General features: G+C 38.4%; 15 protein-coding genes and 2 tRNA genes. 14 read left to right on the forward strand and 3 right to left on the reverse strand.

Annotated features, from left to right (window positions below):
• The first annotated feature begins 26 nt into the window (after positions 1-26).
• Complete coding sequence (locus F777_RS15960; RefSeq protein ID WP_051408473.1) at positions 27-1,013, forward strand: zinc dependent phospholipase C family protein; 987 nt, start codon at positions 27-29, stop codon at positions 1,011-1,013.
• A gap of 37 nt (positions 1,014-1,050) precedes the next feature.
• Here F777_RS15960 and F777_RS0106445 read toward each other — a convergent pair whose 3' ends face one another.
• Entirely contained in the window at positions 1,051-2,622 is a 1,572-nt protein-coding gene (locus tag F777_RS0106445) for an NAD(P)/FAD-dependent oxidoreductase (protein WP_026751325.1), read from the reverse strand.
• 34 nt (positions 2,623-2,656) lie between these two features.
• Positions 2,657-3,034 carry a DUF3127 domain-containing protein gene (locus F777_RS0106450; RefSeq protein WP_026751326.1) on the reverse strand — a complete coding sequence of 126 codons (378 nt, stop codon included), beginning with the start codon at positions 3,032-3,034 and terminating at the stop codon, positions 2,657-2,659.
• A gap of 80 nt (positions 3,035-3,114) precedes the next feature.
• Between F777_RS0106450 and F777_RS15965 the strand changes: the two genes are divergently transcribed.
• The 7 genes from F777_RS15965 (at position 3,115) to F777_RS15980 (ending at position 9,700) form a co-directional block, all read left to right on the forward strand.
• Positions 3,115-3,864: a 5'-nucleotidase C-terminal domain-containing protein gene (locus tag F777_RS15965; RefSeq protein WP_051408474.1), complete on the forward strand. Its 750-nt coding sequence runs from the start codon at positions 3,115-3,117 to the stop codon at positions 3,862-3,864.
• Entirely contained in the window at positions 3,857-4,831 is a 975-nt protein-coding gene (locus F777_RS15970) for a bifunctional metallophosphatase/5'-nucleotidase (protein ID WP_051408475.1), read from the forward strand. The genes F777_RS15965 and F777_RS15970 overlap by 8 nt, the downstream gene beginning before the upstream one ends.
• A 142-nt stretch (positions 4,832-4,973) precedes the next feature.
• The gene (gene dnaA, locus F777_RS0106465) at positions 4,974-6,404 is read left to right on the forward strand and encodes a chromosomal replication initiator protein DnaA (protein ID WP_026751327.1); all 1,431 of its coding nucleotides are present in this window, start codon (positions 4,974-4,976) and stop codon (positions 6,402-6,404) included.
• Positions 6,405-6,494: 90 nt separating this feature from the next.
• Positions 6,495-6,583: transfer RNA gene (locus F777_RS0106470), tRNA-Ser, on the forward strand.
• 73 nt (positions 6,584-6,656) lie between these two features.
• Positions 6,657-6,730 (forward strand) — tRNA-Pro (locus F777_RS0106475).
• 644 nt (positions 6,731-7,374) lie between these two features.
• Positions 7,375-8,160 carry an alpha/beta fold hydrolase gene (locus F777_RS15975; RefSeq protein ID WP_201767579.1) on the forward strand — a complete coding sequence of 262 codons (786 nt, stop codon included), beginning with the start codon at positions 7,375-7,377 and terminating at the stop codon, positions 8,158-8,160.
• Positions 8,161-8,176: 16 nt separating this feature from the next.
• On the forward strand, positions 8,177-9,700 hold the full coding sequence (locus tag F777_RS15980; protein WP_201767580.1) for a M1 family metallopeptidase: 1,524 nt from the start codon (positions 8,177-8,179) through the stop codon (positions 9,698-9,700).
• Here the strand turns inward: F777_RS15980 and F777_RS0106490 are convergent.
• Positions 9,697-10,962, reverse strand: coding sequence for an acetyl-CoA hydrolase/transferase family protein (locus F777_RS0106490; RefSeq protein WP_026751328.1), 1,266 nt, complete (start codon positions 10,960-10,962; stop codon positions 9,697-9,699). The two genes, F777_RS15980 and F777_RS0106490, sit on opposite strands and share 4 nt — an antisense overlap.
• Before the next feature lie 150 nt (positions 10,963-11,112).
• On the opposite strand from F777_RS0106490, the gene F777_RS15985 reads away from it, so the two are divergent.
• From F777_RS15985 to F777_RS0106520, 6 genes are all read left to right on the forward strand, one after another.
• The gene (locus tag F777_RS15985; RefSeq protein WP_071790311.1) at positions 11,113-11,703 is read left to right on the forward strand and encodes an RNA polymerase sigma factor; all 591 of its coding nucleotides are present in this window, start codon (positions 11,113-11,115) and stop codon (positions 11,701-11,703) included.
• A 64-nt stretch (positions 11,704-11,767) separates the two neighbouring features.
• Positions 11,768-12,913, forward strand: a complete 1,146-nt coding sequence (locus F777_RS0106500; protein ID WP_026751329.1) for a FecR family protein — start codon at positions 11,768-11,770, stop codon at positions 12,911-12,913.
• Between the two features lie 99 nt (positions 12,914-13,012).
• Entirely contained in the window at positions 13,013-16,375 is a 3,363-nt protein-coding gene (locus F777_RS0106505; protein WP_051408478.1) for a TonB-dependent receptor, read from the forward strand.
• 22 nt (positions 16,376-16,397) lie between these two features.
• Positions 16,398-17,906, forward strand: a complete 1,509-nt coding sequence (locus tag F777_RS0106510; RefSeq protein WP_026751331.1) for a RagB/SusD family nutrient uptake outer membrane protein — start codon at positions 16,398-16,400, stop codon at positions 17,904-17,906.
• Positions 17,907-17,943: 37 nt separating this feature from the next.
• On the forward strand, positions 17,944-18,780 hold the full coding sequence (locus tag F777_RS0106515) for a LamG domain-containing protein (RefSeq protein WP_161631494.1): 837 nt from the start codon (positions 17,944-17,946) through the stop codon (positions 18,778-18,780).
• A gap of 76 nt (positions 18,781-18,856) precedes the next feature.
• Complete coding sequence (locus tag F777_RS0106520; RefSeq protein ID WP_051408480.1) at positions 18,857-22,150, forward strand: FG-GAP-like repeat-containing protein; 3,294 nt, start codon at positions 18,857-18,859, stop codon at positions 22,148-22,150.
• Positions 22,151-22,170 lie beyond the last annotated feature (20 nt).

The raw sequence follows: 22,170 nt of genomic DNA on the forward strand, positions 1-22,170 counted from the left end.
TTGTCCGATTACATAAATACAGAGAAATGAAGGGTTTTAAGAAGTGGGGAGTTGCAGGATTGATGCTTGTTTGCTTCGTTGGTTTATCGAGTTGGGGTTTCCTGGTGCACCGTACCATTCACCAGTTGGCTATTTATCAATTGCCTGCAGAGATGAATGGTTTTTTTCACAACAATATGTCTAAGCTGGTATATGATGCTCCAAGGGCAGATACCAGAAGAAATTCAGATAGTACAGAAGCGCCCAAACATTTCATGGACCTTGAGCCCTATAAAGTAAAGACTGCTTTTCAGTTGCCATCTAGTTTTGAAAAAGCCATTGACCGATATAGTTGGGATACTTTAAAAAAATACGGCTATGTTCCTTATCAGATTATTGTGATGAAAGACAGGCTTACAACCGCTTTTAAAAATCAGAATAAAGACTCCATCCTTTTTTATGCGGCAGATCTGGGCCACTATATTAGCGATGCGAATGTGCCCTTGCATACGACCCTAAACTATGATGGTCAGTTAACCAATCAGACTGGATTACACAGTTTATGGGAATCGATGATTCCGGAACTGGAGATGGAAACCTATAACCTGTTCAACGGTCATAAAGCACAATATTTACGCAATCCGATGCGGGAGGTTCAGAAAGCCATGCAACGTGCACATAAATTGCTGCCGGATATACTGGAAATGGAAAAGAAAGTCACGCTTTCTTTTACAGACTCTACCAAGTACAGATACCAAATGCGCAATGGAAGACAATCCCGTTCCTATACCAGTGGATTTGCCAAAGCTTATGCGAATCAATTAAAACCAACCATTAATCAACAATTGCTGCATTCTGCTTCTATGATTGCTGATTTCTGGTATACGGCATGGGTGGATGCAGGGAAACCCGATTTGAGTAATTTGTTCAAGAACAGCACTGAAAAACAAGCAGCATTTGCCTCAGAAATGGAAGCCTACAAAAGCAACCGTCTGATTACCGATAATTTGTTAGAGGCTAAGAAAAAACAATAGAGGCCAGAAAATATACTTCAAATTCATTAGAAGTTTATTAAGCAAAGACTTTTGCAATCTGGTGTGCCAGCTTTTGTCCGTCCATAGCAGCGCTTACAATCCCTCCTGCATAACCTGCACCTTCTCCGCATGGGTACAAATTTTGTAATTGCGGATGGGTTAATTTTTCCGGATCCCTGGGGATTCTTACGGGTGAAGAAGTTCTGCTTTCTGTTGCCACCAACACTGCTTCATTGGTATAGTATCCTTTCATTTTTGCACCAAACATTTTTAGTGCCCCTTGTAAGGATTGATAAATAAAATCGGGTAAAACCTGTTGCAGATTTGCAGCCTGTAACCCAGGCAGGTAGCTGCAATCGGGTAAATTCTGTGAAATTTTATTGTTACAGAAATCCACCATTCTTTGCGCGGGTGCTACAAAGTTTCCGCCTCCGGCAGTAAAAGCTTTCTGCTCTACAGATTGCTGAAAATCCATGAGTAGTAGAGGATTGATTTCTTTCTTCTTAAAATATTTCAATGCATCCTGTTCAGCAACCTGTACCACCATTCCGCTATTGGCAAATGGGTTGTTTCGTTTGCTTGGGCTCCAGCCGTTTACAACCAATTCGCCGGGATCTGTGGAAGCGGTGGCTATAATCCCCCCGGGACACATACAGAAACTAAAAACACCTCTCTGCTTTACCTGTTCTACCAAACTATACGAAGCAGGGGGCAAGAATTCGCCCCTTGTGTTGCAATGGTATTGCGCGGAATCTATAATGCTTTGCGGATGTTCAATTCTTACACCCAATGCAAAGGGCTTGGCTTCTATTTCAATATTTTTCTGATGGAGTAATCTGAAAATATCTCTGGCCGAGTGTCCGGTTGCCAAAATAAAAGCATCTGCAGCAAAACTGCCGCCATTCGCTGTTTTCAGTGAAATGATTTTATTGGTTCTTACTTCAAAGTTGATGAGTTTGGTTTCAAAATGCACTTCACCACCCGCAGCAATAATTTGTTCGCGCATGGCAGCAATAATTTGCGGCAACTTATTGGTTCCAATATGTGGATGCGATTGATAGAGAATTTTTTCTTCTGCTCCAAACTGATAAAACAATTGCAACACTTTATCAATGCTTCCTCTCTTGCTGCTTCTGGTATACAATTTGCCATCGCTGTAAGTTCCGGCTCCACCCTCGCCAAAACAATAATTGCTATCCGGATTAATAATGCCTTCTTTGTTTAAAACCGCCAGGTCTCTTCTTCTGGCTTTTACATCTTTACCCCTCTCAATAATTATGGGCTGAATGCCTAACTGTAAAAGCTCCAATGCGGCAAAAAGCCCTGCGGGACCAGCCCCCACAATAATTACTTTTCTGGCATTTTTAGGCAATGATTCAAATGTGAACAGAGATTTATTCCTTTCGATGAAGGGCTCATTTACAAAAGCGTTCAAGGTTAGGTTGATCCAGACCTGTTGACGACTTCTGGCGTCTATGGATTGTTTGAGGGTGCTGTAACCCGAAATATTTTCAGCCGATATCCCCAATGCTGCAGCCAGCATGGATTGCACCATTATTGGATTGGCCGCTTCTTCGGGCTTTAATTTAAGCGAGACATTTTTTTGCATACTGTCAGGTATTGATCCTAAAAAGTAAAAAGCGTTAGAATGGAAGATCGTCTACCACTTCGTCGCTGGGTGGCATATCGTTGTAAGAAGCAGGTGGTGGCATATCACTTTCAGCTGCTAATTTCACTGTTTCCATTCTCCACGCATCCAAGTTGGTGATATAATTTTCTCTTCCGTCTTTTACCCATTTGGTTCCTTTAATATTGAAAAGCACTTTTACGTCTTCCCCAATATTGAATCTGTCGGGCATGGCCGTTTTATCCTGCACACACTGAAACTTCACATAATTCGTGATGGTTCTTCCGTTTATGTCTTCAGATTTTTCAATGACAAATTCTCTGGTTTTAAAACTTTCTGTACGTTGAACAATATCAAATTTGGCCACCAGCTTGCCTACAATTTCATAACTCATGGGTAAGGTTTATTTTGAACAAAAGTAGGTGTATTTTTACCAATTAAAATTGTACCTTTCTTCGTTCACAACTGATTTCTATGAAGCGATTATTTTTTCCGCTTGTTTTCTTCTTTTTTGTTGCTATATCCTGTGGTACCATACAGGTTCCAAATGCCGTGAATTATCAGGGTTTATCTGTATCGGGCAAGCAAAAGCAAGACACGGCGCTATTGAATCTGATTCAACCTTATTCGGTTGAAATAAACAGTACCATGAATAAGGTGATAGGGTTTACGCCTGCTACATTGTCCAAACGGTTACCCGAGAGCGGCTTGGGTAATTTTATGGCAGACTGTATGAAGGATATGGCAGCCCGGAAATTTGAAGTTGCAGTAGATATTGCTTTCATGAATTCAGGAGGAATCAGAACTACGCTGAACAAAGGCAATATTACTGTAGGAAATATTTATGAGTTGATGCCCTTTGACAATTTGCTAGTGATTCAGGAGTTGAAGGGATCGGTGCTGGAAGCCTTGTTTCAGCATGTTGCAGCAGATGGAGGCTGGCCCATATCCAAAGGGTCTTCTTTTAAAATTCAGAATAAGAAAGCCGTTGACATTGTCGTGAATGGAAAACCACTGGATAGAAACGCCACATATATTGTTGCCAATTCCGATTATGTTGCTCAGGGAGGCAGTGATGCCGCCATGTTAAAACCTTTTCCCTTTCAGAATAAGGGTTATTTAATACGGGATGCGTTAATTAGTTATGTTTCTGAAATTACTGCCAGTGGTAAACCCCTGGATCCTAAAATTGAAAACCGTGTAACCAGCAATAACAATGAATAGAAGACATTTTATAAAACAGACCGCATTCACAGGTGCAGCGTTGGCAACCAGCGCCATTGCTGGTAAGGGAGTTTTACAGGCACAGGCCCTTTCTTCAAATGGTGGAATTTTGGGTGTTGAATCCATACCTGAGCAATCCCTTTTAACCATTTTGCATACCAATGATGTGCATAGCAGACTGGAACCTTTTCCCATGGATGGGGGCAGGAACCAGGGATTGGGTGGAGTAGCGGCAAGAGCGTCCATTATTCAATCTATTCGCGAAGAAAATGCTTCCACCTTATTGCTGGATGCCGGCGACATATTTCAGGGAACGCCTTACTTTAATTTGTACAAAGGTGAACCTGAAATAAAGGCCATGGCCAAAATGGGGTATGATGCCGTCACGATGGGAAATCATGACTTTGATGCAGGGATCGAAAACTTTGCCAATCAATTGCAGCACGCCAATTTTCCGGTAGTAATTTCCAATTATGATTTCAAGGGAACTCCCATGGAGTTTTTGTATAAGCCCTATACTATCATTCAGAAAGGAAAACAACGGATTGGTATTTTAGGTGTGGGCATTGAACTGGAAGGACTGGTTCCTAAAAATTTGTACGGGAATACCGTGTACAATGATCCGATTGTAGCAGCTAACCAAACAGCTGATTTGTTGAAGCAGAAAAAATGTGATTTGATTGTTTGTCTTTCTCATTTGGGAGACAAATACAACGACAATAAAGTGAGCGATGAAATCCTGGCCAAAGAGAGTCGCAACATTGATTTAATTATCGGTGGTCATACACACCGCTTTTTTGATCAACCCAGAAAATATAAAAACAGGGATGGCGGGGATATTTTGGTGAACCAAGTGGGGTGGGGGGGCATACAAATGGGGCGTCTGGATTATAATTTTTCGGAAGTAAAAAGAAATAAATCGCCGAAAGCCCATACTGTTGTTGTGATGAGAAAAACAAGCGAATAAAAAAATTTTTTTTTCAACATAAAGTCTACATATTCGCAACCCGGTTTTTATTTTCGAAACATATCCACATATGGGGAAAATAAGATAACTTGTAAGCAAAGACAAAACTTAACTGATTATATAAAATTGTTCACTTTATTGTATGGCTAAGAACGCTGAAAATGTTTGGATCAATTGTTTAAAAATTATCAAAGACATTGTTGAATGGCAACATTACAAAACATGGTTTGAGCCAATTACTCCAGTAGAGTTGAAAGGGAATGTATTATTAATTCAGGTTCCTTCTCAATTCTTCTACGAATACCTGGAAGAGCATTATGTTACGTTGCTTGCGAAAACTTTGAAACGTGAATTAGGAAAAGAAGCAAGATTAGAATACCGCATCATGGTAGACAGCGGCAACACCAATAGTCGCGGTTCTGTTGATTTGCCGGCAAGAGGTCCAAAATCTATCAACAACAATGAAATGAACTTTCCATTGGTGATAGACAATCCTGTAAAGAATCCATTTGTGATTCCGGGATTGAAAAAAATGCAGATTGATCCGCAGCTGAATCAGGGATATATTTTTGATTCTTTTATAGAGGGAGATTGTAACCGCGTTGCGCGCAGAGCCGGTAAAACAGTTGCTGAGAAGCCTGGTGCTAACTCATTTAATCCTTTGGTAATTTATGGAGGTGTTGGATTGGGTAAAACCCACCTTGCTCAGGCAATTGGAAATGAAGTAAAAAGATTGCATCCTTCCAAAGTGGTTTTATATGTGAGCAGTGAAAAATTTATTAATCAGTTTGTAGATCATAGTCGTAACAATGCCATCAATGATTTTATACATTTCTATCAGTTGATTGATGTATTGATTATTGACGATGTTCAGTTCTTCAGCCGCGCAGAGAAAAGTCAGGATGCCTTTTTTGCCATCTTCAATCATTTGCACCAGAGCGGTAAGCAATTGGTGTTGACTTCTGATAAAGCACCCAAAGACCTTGACGGAATGCAGGAACGTTTGCTGAGTCGTTTCAGATGGGGATTAAGTGCCGACCTTCAGGTGCCTGATTATGAAACAAGAATTGAGATTTTGGAGAAGAAAATGAAGAACGATGGTTTGGATATGCCAAAGGAAGTAATAAAATACGTGGCATACAATATCAATACCAACGTTCGTGAGTTGGAAGGCGCTTTGATTTCATTACTGGCTCAATCTTCTTTAAATAAGAAAGAAATTGATGTAGAACTGGCTAAAAAAGTACTACGCAATTTCGTTAAAACCAGCAGCAAGGAAATCACGATTGACGCTATTCAGAAAATGGTCTGCGAATACTTTGATGTACCGTACGATCGCCTGTTACACAAAACCCGTAAACGCGAAATAGTGCAGGCGCGTCAGATTACCATGTACCTGGCCAAGGCTTTCACCAAGAACTCCTTAAAAACCATTGGAGAGCATTTTGGAGGTAGAGACCATACCACTGTAATCCATTCCTGTCAAACTGTTAAAGACCTGATGGATACCGACTCTATTTTCAGAGAGAATGTGATGGAGCTAACTCAGAAGGTGCAGCTCGCAGCTATGTAATTCATTTTTATTTTTGGATTTTTGCCTCAATTTTTGGCAGTTATCCTCAGGAAACTTACTTTTGCATCCCTCTCCGAAAGGAGTAAGGACGGTGAGGTGGATGAGTGGCTGAAATCAGTAGTTTGCTAAACTGCCGTACGGGTTAAACTGTACCGCGGGTTCGAATCCCGCCCTCACCGCAGATTATCTTTCAATAATCTGCGAGCAAACTAAAAAGATTGATTTTCTCCGGCGAAAATCATGAACGGTTCACGGGAAGTAGCGCAGGCCGGTAGCGCACCTGGTTTGGGACCAGGGGGTCGCAGGTTCGAATCCTGTCTTCCCGACGAAACAAAAAAACCCTTCGACGAAGTCGAGGGGTTTTTTATTTGGAGCACGTCGCGAACTCGTTCGTGTAAGGGCGAGAAATAAAAAACCACACAGCGCGAAGCGCTGAAGGGTTTTATTTGTTTAGTACACCCCCATTAGGATCACGGAGCACAGCGACGTGAATCCTAATGGAACAGCGAACGGAGTGAGCTAATCCTTTGGGCACAGAGTGAAACGACGTGAATCCTAATGGGATCAGCGAACGGAGTGAGCTAATCTAATATCGCCGGTATTTCAAATCTTGTCCATTTTGATTTTTCTGTATCCGTTCCAATAGTAAATGGAATATAGGTAGGGTTAATGATTTGATTATGTTCATTTACTTCCTGAATGATTACTTCACATAGTAAATCATTTATCTTTTTATGATTATTTATAAATACCTCAATGAACAGTTTCCTTCATTTAACTATGTGAATGGTTTTAGTCCAGTTTCCAGATAAGCATTCTCCTATTTTCGGAGTATGATCTTTTTGCGGATACTTTATTAGGAATTGAGCGTTTGTATTTACAGTAACAATGAAACGCTGATTTATTGTAAAAAATCAAGAAAAGTGATTTATTGGCTTGTAATTTTTATCTTTAGTTCAGCATGTTTTTTATGAAAAAGATATTTTGGTTATTACTCCTCATTTTTTCAGCATTTTGGTTGCAACCTTGCTATGCACAATCTTCCTCTAATCCCACTTATGTTATTGTACATGGTGCCTGGGGGGGAAGCTGGGCATTTAAAAAAGTAGATTCTCTGCTTACTGCCAAAGGTGCGCTTGTTTATCGCCCATCCTTAACGGGTCAGGGAGAGCGGGTTCACCTGGCCACTCCTGAAGTAGGTTTGTACACACATATCAAAGATGTAGTCAACATGATTCTTTTTGAAGACTTGAAAAATATTGTGCTGGTAGGACATAGTTATGGTGGGATGGTAATAACGGGTGTGGCAGATAGTGTACCCGAAAGAATAACCCAGATGATTTACCTGGATGCATTTGTTCCAGAGGATGGAGAAAGCGTTTTTGCACAGGGCAAAACACCGGAAGCCATGAAGCCCTTGATTGAAAATGGATTTCTGGTTCCCAAATGGGTTAGGCCTGATCAGGCGCCTCCTAAAGATGTACCCCATTCTGTTAAAACATTCACAGATAAAATCAGTCTGAAGAATCCAAAGCGAATGACAATACCTACCCATTATATCCTTACCGTAGACAAAGGAAAAGATCCAACCAAAGACGATTTTTCTACCCAGGCAGATAAGGCAAGAAAATACAAATGGCCGGTGTCTGTGTTGGAAGCCGATCATAATCCCCAATGGTCTGCTCCTGTTCCATTTGTTAATCTGTTACAGGATATTGTAAAAAAAAGATTCCTTAATAGGTTCTATCACGCCTGAAAGAGCCTGGTGGAATTTGCTGCACTACGATTTAACTGTTCAACCAGATTGGGTAAATAAACGACTTAATGGAGTTAATACAATAACTTATGGTATTGCCCATAATAGGCTCATATCGGAGATGCAGATTGATTTGGTATTTCCATTGGGAATTGACAGTGTAATACAGGATGGGAAAAAAGTTCCATTTAGACAAGTTGGTGATTTCTGGTATCTGCAGGTAAACAGACAAAAGCAGGTTTCAAAAAAGCAAATCAGTATTTATTATTCAGGTAAACCTGTTGAATCTCTTCATGCTCCCTGGGATGGCGGTATGGTCTGGTCTAGTGATTCACTTGGCAGACCTTGGATTTCAGTTGCCTGTCAATACAAAGGTGCCAGTCTCTGGTTTCCCTGTAAGAATCATTTAGCGGATGAACCTGAAAATGGAGCAACAGTATCTGTAATTGTTCCGGATAGTTTAATGGCGGTAAGTAATGGGAGATTAATGCTGGAGCAAAAAATGGCTGTAGGTAAAACCTTGTACCGTTGGCAGGTAAAGAGTCCAATCAATCATTATGGCATTTCTTTTTATATTGGTAAGTATGTTCAATTGTCTGGAAAGTTTAAAGGTATAAAGGGAGAATTAAGTACGGATTTCTGGGTGCTGGATTACAATCGCCAAAAGGCAATTGAACATTTGATGCCCCAGACCGATAGTACACTTGTTGCGTTGGAACATAGTTTTGGTCCGTATCCTTTTTATCAGGATGGATTTAAAATGGTTGATGCACCATATATAGGCATGGAACATCAGAGTGCCATTGCGTATGGAAGTTCTTACCGAAAAGGAACCAACTTGAAAGGAGGGGATATATCCAATACAGGATGGGGAAAAAAAACGGATCGCATTCTGGTTCATGAAACTGCCCATGAATGGTTTGGTAATAGTATAACAGCCAGTGATATTGCCGATAGATGGATTCAGGAAGGTTTTGTTGGTTTGGCAGAAGAACTGGTGATTGCCCATTATTGGGGAGCAGATGCGGGAAATGCCTTCATGCAGGGAAGGTTCAGGACAATTGAAAATGACAAACCGATAATTGGTCGCTATGGGATTAATGAAGATGGTGGTCAGGATAACTATGTAAAGGGATGGGCCGTATTGCATATGATAAAAACTATGTTGTCTGATGATGCCCGCTTTATAACAATATTAAAAAAGCTGAACAAGCAGTTTTATCATCAGGTAACTTCCTCCAATGCTATCGAGAATTATTTTATCCGGGAAACCCGGTTGCAACTGAAACCATTTTTTGATCAATATTTAAGAACTACAGAAGTTCCTGTACTTCAATATGCAATCAAAGGGAATCAGATTCGATACAGGTTTATCAATTGCAATACTGATTTTACAATGCCAGTTAAAACCAATTTATCAGGACGGGAATGGATTTACCCTGCTGTTTCATGGAAAACCTCGGTATTTAACGGGTTCAAAAAAGATAACCAATTTGAAGTTGATTCTAATTTTTATCTAAAGGCAGAGCGGGTTGACTAACACTTGAATCTCTCTACTGTTGCCCGTTCCAGTTCTTCCCGATGATCCGGATGTGCAATGCTGATTAGTGCTTTGGCTCTTTGTGCCATATTCATACCGAATAAATTGATAGCACCGTATTCAGTTACTACCCAATGAATATGACCCCGTGTGGTAACAACGCCAGCCCCCTGTTTTAGGTAAGGTACAATTCTTGAAATGCCTTTGTTGGTAACTGAAGGAAGGGCAATGATTGGTTTTCCTCCCTCTGATAAAGCAGCCCCTCTAATAAAATCCATCTGTCCTCCAATCCCCGAATATTGATACATGCCTATTGAATCTGAACATACTTGACCAGTTAGGTCTATTTCAATGGCACTGTTGATGGCAGTTACTTTCTTATTCAGACTTAAAACCCTTGGGTCGTTTACATAGTCTATATCGAGTGCCTTAATAATTGGATTGTCATCGGCAAAGTCATAGAGTGCTTTGGTTCCCAACATAAAGGAAGTAACACAATATCCTTTTACAATTTTCTTTCTGCTGTTATTAATGGTGCCATTCTGAATTAGCGGTATGGCACCATCGGAAAACATTTCTGTATGCAATCCCAGGTTTTTATGATTGGTTAAATTTTTTAAAACCGCATCCGGAATACTTCCGATCCCCAACTGAAGGGTTGCCTCGTCTTCTACTAATTCAGCTACGATTTTTCCTATTTTTTCATGTACATCTGTCAACCCTTTTGCATAGCTAACTTCCGGAAGTGGATCATCTGTCCATACGGCAAAATCTATTTTTGAGAAAGGAATAAATCCATCTCCGTGCACTCTTGGCATATTTGGATTTACCTGTGCAATTACTGTTTTTGCTGAGCGTAAAGCAGATTTTACAATATCTACTGAAGTGCCAAGTGAACAGTAGCCGTGTTTGTCAGGCGGGGACACTGTTACTATTGCTACATCAACCTGTAAAATATTTCTATTGAACAACAAAGGAATTTCACTTAGGAAAACAGGCGTATAATCCCCCATACCCATGCTGATGGCTTTTCGGTTGCTTTCAGAAACAAAAAGCGAATTCATGTAAAAATGTCCTTTCAGCGAAGGGTCATTCAAGTCTACACCCTGTTGGGTTATACTTATTAATTCTACATTATACAATCGGTCTTTTTGTGCAATCAGTTCATTGATTAACCTGATTGGAGTAGCCGCACTTCCGTGCAGGAATACTTTTTGGTCGGTATTGATTTTTTGAATGGCTTCTGAAGCAGAAATGTACATGAGACTATTTTATGATTTGATTGCGAATGGCAAAATTAAAAGATTAATAAAGTCTTAATTACCGTTTTTACATGATAAAACTCATATTTGACTGTTAAATTTTTCTCAATATTATTATTTAATTTGTAGCTTCATTACTCAATTGCTTTCGTGCTGTCCAATGTAGAAATTAATGAATTGCTTGAAGCCATCTCTGCAAGAGATTGCGAAAAGTCTTATAAGGCGCTGTTTGTGTCATTGCATGAAAGCCTTTATGGGTTTGCTTTTGCCATACTTAAGTCTTCTGAAGATACAGAAGAAGTGGTTTCTGATCTTTTTATTAATTTATGGATGAAAAGAAAAAATTTAAAGCGGTTAGAAAACCCCAGGCTTTATCTGCTGATTGGAACGAAAAACTTTGCTTTGAACCGCTTGAAAATAAATAAGCGGAAGGCATCGCTTCAAATAGATGATTTTTCAATGCAACTGGAAAGTGTATTTTTTAATCCGGAGGAATTGGCCATCTCTGCTGAGCTGACTCAAAAAATTATGGATGCAGTGAATGCCTTACCTCCAAAATGCAAAATCATCTTTAAACTAATAAAGGAAGACGGATTAAAATACCAGGAAGTTTCCGAGCTGCTGGATGTATCTGTTAAAACCGTTGAGTCTCAAATGGCAATTGCGCTACGAAGAATTCGTCAATGTTTGGAGTTTAAACATGAATTCCCTGAGATCCACTCTATTTTAGCCAAAAAATAATTTTTTATCCCTTTTAGGGGTATTTCTGCTTTTGGCTTGTCCTTATTCTGACCATATACTTGCCATGAAAGAAGAACGATTTTGGATTCTGCTTACGAAAAAGATTTTCGGCGAAGCTTCTGAGGAGGAATTGAAGCAATTGCAGGATTATATAAGTTCAAATCAAGATTTTCTGGCTTCTCATGACAGACTAACCGATTTTTTCGCATCCAATACACCTAAAACTTCTAGCTCCAATAAGCAAAATCAGGAAGACCATTACCTCAATCATGTGAACAGACTTAAAGCACAGGTTCAGGATTTTGATATGGTAGATGATGAGATTGCCAACGATTTTATTCATATTGAAACTAAGCAACCAAAAATTGCCAGGTGGATCAAGGTAGCCTTTTCAATTGCTGCAGTAAGTATTGGTGCATTCTTTCTTTTCAATACTCTTTTCAGCAAATCAGAGCTTCCTGCCCTTGCTAAAAGCAAGCCTCAGAATGAAGTGATTGTTAGTAAGGGGTCTAAGTCAAAAATTGTATTACCTGATGGAACCCAGGTTTGGATTAATTCAGGAAGCAAGTTGACTTATGATGAAAATTTAAATGGAAAATACAGAGAGGTGATGTTGGATGGCGAGGCTTACTTTGACGTCGTTCATAATCCCTCCAGACCCTTTATTGTACATACTTCAGACATAGATATTCATGTATTGGGAACTGTTTTTAATGTGAAAGCATATTCAGTGGATGAAACCATTGAAGCTACACTGATTCAGGGCTCCATTGAAGTGATCAACAGAAATCAAAAAGATGCTCCTAAGTTAATGTTGAAGCCTCATGAAAAAATTATTTTCAATAAGGAGAGCACTGTTAATGCGAAGAAAGAGGTGATAGCGGGAGCAGAGATAAAAGAAATTCGGGAAACCTCTTTTAATGTGCAGGTAGTTCCTATCTCTAAAACATTAGCTGATTCCAGTATACATGAAACATCATGGGTGTATAACAAAATACTTTTTGAAGAAGAAAAGGTAAAAGACATTGTAAAAAAACTTGAACGTTGGTATAATGTTCAAATTAATCTGGCTAACGAAGACATTGAAAATATTCGACTAAGCGGATCATTTGTAGACGAAACAATTGATGAGGCTTTGCGTGACCTTCAATTATTAATCCCTTTTAATTATGAAATCAAAAACAATATTATAACTATCAGTAAAAAATAATAAAAACGGGAAATGTTGCAGCATTTCCCGCTAAAAGCACAGCAATCTTATGGATAAAATCCATAGGCGTTGCATTCTTTTATAACCAAAATCAAAATTATGCAAAAAAGTGTAGTTCTTGGCCACAAAAAGTGGCGCAGGACGCTTCTCAAAACCTTGCTCATTATGAAGCTTGCCATTGTAATTACCTTGGTATCAATTATGCAGGTAAGTGCAACTACCTCTCTAGGACAAAAAGTCAGTGTAAAAACAAACAAAACAGAGATCAAAAAGGTCTTAAAGCAAATTGAAAATGAAGGGTATTTTCGATTTTTGTATAATTCTGACTTAAAGGACCTTAAGAATAAAGTAAACTTTAACGCTATTAACTGGACCATTGGACAGTCTCTTAACGATTTGTTTGCAGGAACCAACCTGACATACAAACAACTGGGAGGAAATTTATTTGCCATTATTTCGACCAATGAAGTTGAAAATGATAAAATTGCTATTACCGGTAAAATTGTAGGGGATAACAAAGAAACCTTATCGGGTGCTTCTATTTTGGAAAAAGGAACCAATAATGGAACATTTGCAGACAACAATGGTAATTTTAAAATTACTGTTGATAAAAATGCTACCCTGGTTATCAGTAGTATTGGTTATGAAACAACCGAAGTGAAAGTTGCAGGAAAAGCTATCATTGATGTGCAACTGTCACTTGCTGTTAAGAAAATGGACGAAGTGGTTGTAATTGGTTATGGATCTGCCAGCAAAAGAGATTTAACTGGTTCTATTGTGAAAATTTCAGGAAAGGAAGTTGCTGATAAACCTAACACCAATCCCGTTGCTTCTTTGCAAGGTAAAGTAGCAGGTTTGTCCGTTGTAAATAATGGTACTCCTGGTGCAGCTCCAGATATCAGAATCAGAGGTACTATCAGTATCGGATCTGTTCGACCTTTATATGTTGTGGATGGAGTGTTCAATGACAATATTGATTATATCAACCCGAATGATATTGAGTCAATTGAAATTTTAAAAGACCCTTCATCTCTTGCTATTTTCGGGGTAAGAGGTGCAGCAGGGGTTATTGCAATCACAACTAAAAGAGCGAAAGCAGGTCAGGTAGTGATTAATTTCAATTCTACTTATGGGTTTAAAAAACTGGTAAATAAAATTGCATTAGTTAGCGGTGAGCAGTTTAAAACCCTGTACGAAGAAGAAAAAGCAAATATTGGTGTTACTTCTCCTTTCGATTACAGTAACTGGACTGCCAATACAGATTGGATTGATGCAGTTACGCGCACAGGGACATTCAGTAGTAGTAATCTGAGCTTAGCTTCTAGTACTGAAAAGAATAAGTTCAATTTTGGAATTGGTTATACAGGTGACGAAGGATTAATCAAGCATGAAAAACTGGAAAGATTTCAACTTTCTTTTAATGATGAGGTTAAATTGAATAAAGCCATTAAGCTTGGAGTAAACTTTAATGCTACCAGACAGGTTAATCCTTATAATGCAACTTATATTCTGGATCAGGCAAGAAAAGTAATTCCTTTGGTTAGTGATGGAACTATTGCTGTAAAAGCGAAGAACCCATACGGGTTAGATAGTACTGTTCAGAATTTGTATTACGAATTACCTTCTATTCAGAACTCAGGTGTTGTGAATCCTTTAATTCAACTTGAAAATGAATGGGACAAAACCAAGAGTGTTGAATACAGAACAGTGGGTAGTGTTTTTGGAGAAGTGAACTTCTTGAGAGATTTTACTTTCAGAGCAAGTTTTTATGCTGATATCAGTAATGTAAATACTCGTCAGTATACACCTATGTACAATGCTTACGACGCTGCAATTAAGAGGCCATTTTTGTATAGCCGTACTACAACTATTTCTGAATCGGATCAGTCTTATAAGAAATTCCAGCAAGATTTTATTCTTAATTACAGAAGGAGTTTCGGAGATCATAGTTTAACTGCAATGGCTGGATGGACTACTTATTACTACGGTAATTTCAACAGGTCAGCGGCTGCCAGACAAAGTGCTACTGGTGCTGCAATACCGGATGATAATCGTTTTTGGTTCATAAATAATGGATTTACGGATCCAACTACCAAGATTTCCAATTCTGACCAGCGAGAAAGAACAACTGCTTCTGCTTTGTTAAGAGTGTTGTATAATTATCAGGGTAAATATTACCTGAATGCATCAATCAGAAGAGATGGTTCTTCTCAGATTTCACCAAACAACCGCTGGCAGAATTTCTGGGCTATTGGGGGTGCATGGGAAATTAGTAGAGAAAATTTCTTCAAGAATCAGAATGTTTTTGACTATGTAAAATTAAAAGCCTCAATCGGGGTTTTGGGTAACCAGAATACCTATGGGTATGATTATCCTTTTTATCCAGGCTTAGTTGCAGGTAATGCTGCAGTTTTTGGCAACCTGGTTTACAACGCATTCTCACAATCCTATTTGCCTAATCCAAATTTGAAATGGGAAACTGTACACGCTAAAGAAGTGGGTGTAGAATTCAATGCCTTAAAGAATAAGTTACACGTTGAAATTAATTACTTCAATAAACTTACTAAAGATTTAATGACATTTATTCCTGGTAGTCAGGGTGTGTCTAATGGATTGGATAATATCGGTAGTATCAGAAACAGCGGTATTGAATTGTCTGCAAGCTATACTAAGGATATCAACAAAGACCTTTCTATCACTGTAAATGGTAATTTCACTACTTATAAGAATAAGGTTGAATCACTTGCTACCAAGGAGTTCTCTATTGTAAATGGCGTAAACAGAACAACAGTAGGATTGCCAATTGGTTATTTCTATGGTTATATAGTAGAAGGCATTTATCAATCTTATGCTGATAAGCTGGCTTCTCCGGTTAATACTGAGTTCTCTTATGGTCCCGGCGACTTAAAATACAAAGATATTAACGGTGATGGTAAAATAAATACAGCTGACAGAACCATGATTGGGAATCCAACTCCTGACTTTGCCTATGGAGGTAGCATTTCTGTAAAGTATAAGAATCTGGATTTCGGTATTGATTTGGGAGGTGTTTATGGTAATGAAATTTTCAGAAACTGGGGTGGTACAGAATCACCTTTCCAACGAGTGAATTATGCTTCGTTTAAGATGAACAGATGGCATGGTGAGGGTACTTCCAACTGGGATCCTATTTTGGCTCAGGACCACAGAGTTAATTATGAAGCATCTACTTACAATATTGAAGATGGTAGCTATTTCAGAATCAGAAATATCCAGCTTGGATACAACGTAGTTTCTTCATTCCTGAACAGAGCTAAAATAAAATCATTAAGAGCATTTGTGAATGTTCAAAACTTTAATACCTGGAAAAGAAATTCTGGTTATACACCTGAATTTGGTGGAAGCGCCATTTCATTTGGCGTAGACAATGCCGGCGGTGCCATTCCGTTGACTACCACTTTTGGAATTAATGTAACATTCTAAGTCTTTTAAATTATTATAATTTATGAAAAAGCATATTAAAATATTATTCTCCCTGCTAACTATATCATCAATGTTATTGGTGCTTGCAGGTTGCAGTAAATTTCTTGATCGTAAACCGCTAACTGCAACCCTTGATGATTTGAATCAAGGTGGTTTGGAAGGACAGGTTTATGGATTGTACAGTAACTTACGTAACAGTGCAGGTTTTACCACCATTCCATGGTTGGCTATGCACGATTTCAGATCGGACGATTCTGAAAAAGGATCAGATCCTTCTGATGGAGCTGAATGGGTTGCTCCTTTTGACAGATACCAGTATGTAAAAGATCTTTGGGCTACCAATACCTACTGGGATGATCATTATGCACTAATTAATCTGGCAAATACTGCCATTCAAACTGCTGATTCACTTAAATTGACTGATCCAGCCTCTGCTAATAATATTGCAGAAGCAAGATTTTTCAGAGCGTTCGCTTATTTTGATTTGGTTAGAAGTTTCGGAGACGTTCCTAAAATTGATTTCCGCGTTTATACTGCTTCTCAGGCCAATATTGCTAAATCACCGGCTTCTGCTATTTATGCACTGATAGATGCTGACCTTACTTATGCAGCTGCTAATCTACCAACTGTTTGGGGTAATCAATATCCGGGCAGACTTACCAGTGGTGCGGCAAAAACGCTGCATGCAAAAGCACATTTGTTCAGAGGAAACTGGTCTCAGGCATTGAGTTTGTCTCAACAGGTTATTTCTTCTGGCGTTTATTCTTTATATAGCAGTTACTATGGTATATTCAAGGATGCCGGAGAAAATAGTAGTGAGTCTATATTTGAAATTCAGGCATATGTAAGTCCAAATGGGTCTATTAATAATGGATGTCAGTATGCTACTACACAGGGTGTTCGTGGTTCCAATGCAAGCGGATGGAATTTAGGCTGGGGATGGAATACGCCTACCGATAATTTAGTAGGTGCTTATGAAGCTGGAGATGTTAGAAAAGGATCTACCATTTTATTCTCTGGTCAGTCTGATGATCCATCAACGGGTGGTTATGGGAGAGTACTTCCCGGCTCTACTTTTGATGTGCCTGCTGGTCCTTTACCAAGAAAATACTGGAATAAAAAGATTTATGCAGATCCTGCCTACAGAGCATCTACTGGTCAGTCCGATAATCCTAGCTGGATCAATAAGCGGGTATTTCGTTATGCGGATGTATTGCTTATGGCAGCAGAATGTATGAATGAAATGGGTAATGGTGCACAATCTGCTCCTTTAGTTAATGCAGTTAGAAACAGAGCAGGGTTGACGGATATCAGTTTTACCACACAATTGGCAATGCGTAATATTATTAAACAAGAGAGAAGAGTTGAGTTTGGTGTTGAAGGTGAGAGATTTTTTGATCTTGTAAGATGGGGTGATGCACTTACTGTTCTTGGACCTTTGGGCTATACCAATAAATGTAGGTTCTATCCAATTCCTCAGCCTGCAATAGATAAATCAGGTGGTTTGCTGGTACAAAATCCAGAATGGTAATTGTATTTTTTTAATGTTCACTCACAAAAAAAATGTAATGAAAAATAATTTTAAAATATTTATCGCCGCTGCTATCGCATTGAACACATTTGTTTTAACAGGTTGTCAAAAAATGGATCGCCCGGCATTAGGAAACTATGTTAAAGATGCCAATCCCCCCGGTGGCCCATTAAAGTTTTATACGGCATTTGACGGAAGTACATCCAATCCATTGATGAATGCAGTAGATAGTATTAGAGCCACATTTGCTTCAGCCAATCCTTTGGCGTCTATTTCTGGTATTTCAGGAAAGGCAGTTCAGGGTGCTGATGGGAAAGCACTATTGTATCCATCTGCCAATGATTTTAAATCAACAAGCAGCTTCAGTATTGCTTTATGGCTAAAAAATGCTGCCCAGGCCGGACGTACTGAGTTTCTGTTTTCATTGGTAGATGACACATATGGCTGGCATCACAGTGCGGCATTTGTTTTAGTAGAAAACCAGACAGCTACTAAGGCAACTATGAAATTTGGTTTAATGGATCAGTGGCTGGAAGGTGATTTTGTAAAACCAATGTTCGATGGTAATTGGCATCATATTGTATATGCTTATGACCATACTACCTCAAAAATGAATTATTATTTTGATGGTGCATTGGTAACTGGACTTACTCCAACACAAACTGATGCAAAGAATGCAGGCAATCCAAGAGGAGCTGTAAACTTTTCTCAGGCAACCAATTTGGTAATTGGTGGATGGAACAAGCATGCAAATATTACCGGACCAACTGATGGATGGATTAGTTCATTCACAGGGGCTATGGATCAGTTTAGATTATATGGCAAAGCATTGACTGCAACGGAAGTTGCTTCATTGTATGCAGCTAAACAATAGTTATTGGCAGTTTAATGATAAGGTAAAGGGCTGGTCATATTTGAATCAGTCCTTTACTGTTTAATATAGAGATAGTATGAGAATAGGTAAATTTAGTTTAACATCTGCCTTTTCGGTAGTGATTAGCATGCTAATCTTATTGCTTTCCTGTAAAAATGGTAATCAAAAGTTTACTCAGGTTTCTTCTTCTGTTTCCAATATAGATTTTACAAATGAGATAAAAGAAAGAGATGGGCTAAGCATCCTGTATTATCTTTATTTCTATAATGGCGGAGGCGTAGCTACGGGAGATATTAATAATGATGGTTTGATTGATATTTATTTTACGGCTAATAGTAAAGGCAGCAATAAATTATACCTGAATAAGGGAAATTTTGTATTTGAAGACATTACGAAGCAGGCAGGAGTGGCTGGAATTTCTGATTGGTGTTCTGGTGTTACGATGGCTGATGTGAATGCCGATGGATTGTTGGATATCTATGTTTCAACAGTGAGCAATAAATATGGTCTTAAAGGACATAACGAGTTATACATAAATAAAGGGGAAAATGTATTTGAAGAACAGTCTGAAAAGTACAATTTAAATACAGCTTGTTTTAGTACTCAATCTGTTTTCTTTGATTATGATCGCGACGGTGATTTAGATTGTTTTATTCTTAATCAATCTCATAAGCCACATTCCAATGTAATAAATGTTGTTAATAGAAATGTATATGATTCTTTATCCGGAGATAGACTGTATAGAAACGATTTGAATGCGACCGGAAAGTTTACGGATGTATCTGCTAATGCAGGTATATTTCAGAGTAATCTGGGTTATGGTCTGGGTGTAGCTATTGCAGATCTTAATAATGATGGATGGGATGATATTTATGTTGGAAACGACTTTCATGAGAACGACTATTATTATGTGAACAATCAAAATGGTACATTTTCCGAAATGGGGTCTAATCATTTCAGACACTACAGCAGGTTCAGTATGGGGAATGATGTTGCTGATTATAATAATGATGGTCAATTGGATTTGATTACAGTAGATATGTTGCCAAAGGATGAAAAAATTCTCAAGACATATGGTAGCGATGAAAATATGGACATCTACAATTTTAAAATTGATAGAAATGGCTATCAAAAGCAATTTTCAAAAAATGTTCTGCAAACCAACAATGGTAATGGGATTTCATTTACCGACAATAGCATTTTGAGTGGGGTGTCAGCAACTGACTGGAGCTGGGCTCCTCTATTTGCAGATTTTGATAATGATGGTAAGAAGGATTTGTTTATTTCAAGTGGAATTGTAAAAAGACCAGTAGACCTGGATTATGTTCAATTTGTAAGTGATATGAAGTCTAATAAGGGGCTAGATATTACTGATAAATTTGATCAGGAAGTTATTGATAAAATGCCTGATGGGGCAAGTCATCCCTTTCTTTTTAAGGGAGATGGTAAAATGGAATTTACAGATGTTAGTGAAGATTGGGGAATAGCCAAATTGAAAGGATACTTTACCGGTTCGTCCTACGCTGATTTAAACAATGATGGATTACTCGATCTTGTGATTAATCCAATAAATGCACCGGCTGTTATTTTGAAGAATATTCATGCCAATACCAATCATCTTGCTTTTTCATTTAAAGGAAACAATGCAAATACTTTTGGAATTGGGGCAAAAGTATATTTGTTTCAGGGTGCTGAATTGCAGTATCAGCAACTAATGTTGACAAGGGGGTTTCAATCTTCTAGTACACCTTTTTTACACTTTGGTTTAGCCGATGGAAAACTGCCTGACAGTATTCTGGTGATTTGGCCCAATCAGCAATATCAAGTGATTAAATCTAATATCAAATCTGGTTTGATGAAAGTGGATCAGATCAACGCCAAAGGGAATTTTGTGTACAACGAATTCTTTAAGAAACAACCATCTGATTTAACCAATATTACCAATCAGGTAAACCTGAACTGGCAACATAAAGAGAATGATTTTATTGACCAGAACAGGCAATATTTAATACCTCACAAACAATCTACCAGAGGACCTAAGTTGACCGTTGCCGATATTAATAAGGATGGGCTGGATGATTTTTTTGTTTGTGGAGCTTCAGAGCAACCCAACGTAATAATGATTCAAAAAAAAGATGGGGGTTTTTCACAACTGATATTGCCGAATGCGGGAATGTCTTTGCATGCTGAAAAAGTAGATGCAAATTTCTTTGATGCCAATAAGGATGGATACCCCGACTTATATATTGTAAGTGGTGGGAATCAGTACGATGATGGTAACCCTGCATTGCTCGACCACTTTTATTTGAATGATAAAAAAGGGGGATTTATGGTGGCTGACAGTCTTATTCCTTCCTTGGCTTATAATAAGTCTTCTCTTACTCATGCTGATTATGATAAAGATGGGGATATTGATCTTTTTGTTACTGGTTTGGCCAATGCCAAAATGTTTGGTATTCCACAGTCCTCCTATTTATTGTTGAATGACGGGAATGGAAAGTTTTCATTAGCGAATAAAAACACAATTGATGCAACGGCTTTGGGCATTGCAACCAGTTCAACTACAATCGATTTTAATAAAGACGGATGGCAAGATATTGTAGTAACAGGGGAGTGGATGAATATTACATTGTTTGAAAATGCCAAAGGAAAATTTATTAAAAAAGAGATTGCAGGAACAAGCGGATTGTGGCAATCTGTCTTTTCTGCTGATATTAACGGAGACGGGTATATAGATTTTTTTGCAGGAAACTGGGGCGAAAACAGTAAGCTCAATGTTTCAAAAAATAATCCGCTAAAGTTATACATCAAAGATTTTGATTCTAATGGATCTGTTGAGCAAATATTATGCTATACGAGAGAAGGGAAGGAATACACTTTTTTGGCAAAAGATGAGTTGGAAAGGGCCCTGCCTGTTTTAAAAAAAGCTTATTTAAAATACAGTGAGGTAGCAGGGAAAACAGTTCAGTATATGTTCTATGATTTATTCAAGGATTATCAGGAGTTAAAAGTGGAAACACTGAGTACTTCCTATTTTATTAACGATACAAAGGGAGGGTTTATTCAACATTCCTTGCCAAAACAATTACAGCTTGCGCCTGTTTTTTCATTTACCTCTTTATCAAATGGGAAGCTGCCATTGTATTTAGCCTGTGGGAATTTTTATGGTGTTATACCTTACGAGGGACAATATGATGGATTGTATCCTACGGCTTTTTCCATAGATAAGCAATTGGTTTCTGTTTCTAAAGAAAATTCTTTCAATGAATTGGTTGGTGAATTTCGGGATGCCAAATGGATTATGGGTAAAGATGGCAAGAAAATATTGGTGATATCCAGGAATAACAATTCGTTATTATTCTTTCAATAAATATAATTATCGTGAATCTG

The sequence above is a fragment of the Sediminibacterium sp. C3 genome (assembly GCF_000508085.1).
Classification (GTDB): domain Bacteria; phylum Bacteroidota; class Bacteroidia; order Chitinophagales; family Chitinophagaceae; genus Sediminibacterium.

Bases quoted from the DNA above. Each gene is read 5' to 3' on its own strand.
- F777_RS15960 (WP_051408473.1), top strand. From the start codon at position 27: ATGAAGGGTTTTAAGAAGTGGGGAGTTGCAGGATTGATGCTTGTTTGC.
- F777_RS0106445 (WP_026751325.1), bottom strand. From the start codon at position 2,622: ATGCAAAAAAATGTCTCGCTTAAATTAAAGCCCGAAGAAGCGGCCAAT.
- F777_RS0106450 (WP_026751326.1), bottom strand. From the start codon at position 3,034: ATGAGTTATGAAATTGTAGGCAAGCTGGTGGCCAAATTTGATATTGTT.
- F777_RS15965 (WP_051408474.1), top strand. From the start codon at position 3,115: ATGAAGCGATTATTTTTTCCGCTTGTTTTCTTCTTTTTTGTTGCTATA.
- F777_RS15970 (WP_051408475.1), top strand. From the start codon at position 3,857: ATGAATAGAAGACATTTTATAAAACAGACCGCATTCACAGGTGCAGCG.
- dnaA (WP_026751327.1), top strand. From the start codon at position 4,974: ATGGCTAAGAACGCTGAAAATGTTTGGATCAATTGTTTAAAAATTATC.
- F777_RS15975 (WP_201767579.1), top strand. From the start codon at position 7,375: ATGAAAAAGATATTTTGGTTATTACTCCTCATTTTTTCAGCATTTTGG.
- F777_RS0106490 (WP_026751328.1), bottom strand. From the start codon at position 10,962: ATGTACATTTCTGCTTCAGAAGCCATTCAAAAAATCAATACCGACCAA.
- F777_RS0106500 (WP_026751329.1), top strand. From the start codon at position 11,768: ATGAAAGAAGAACGATTTTGGATTCTGCTTACGAAAAAGATTTTCGGC.
- F777_RS0106505 (WP_051408478.1), top strand. From the start codon at position 13,013: ATGCAAAAAAGTGTAGTTCTTGGCCACAAAAAGTGGCGCAGGACGCTT.
- F777_RS0106510 (WP_026751331.1), top strand. From the start codon at position 16,398: ATGAAAAAGCATATTAAAATATTATTCTCCCTGCTAACTATATCATCA.
- F777_RS0106515 (WP_161631494.1), top strand. From the start codon at position 17,944: ATGAAAAATAATTTTAAAATATTTATCGCCGCTGCTATCGCATTGAAC.
- F777_RS0106520 (WP_051408480.1), top strand. From the start codon at position 18,857: ATGAGAATAGGTAAATTTAGTTTAACATCTGCCTTTTCGGTAGTGATT.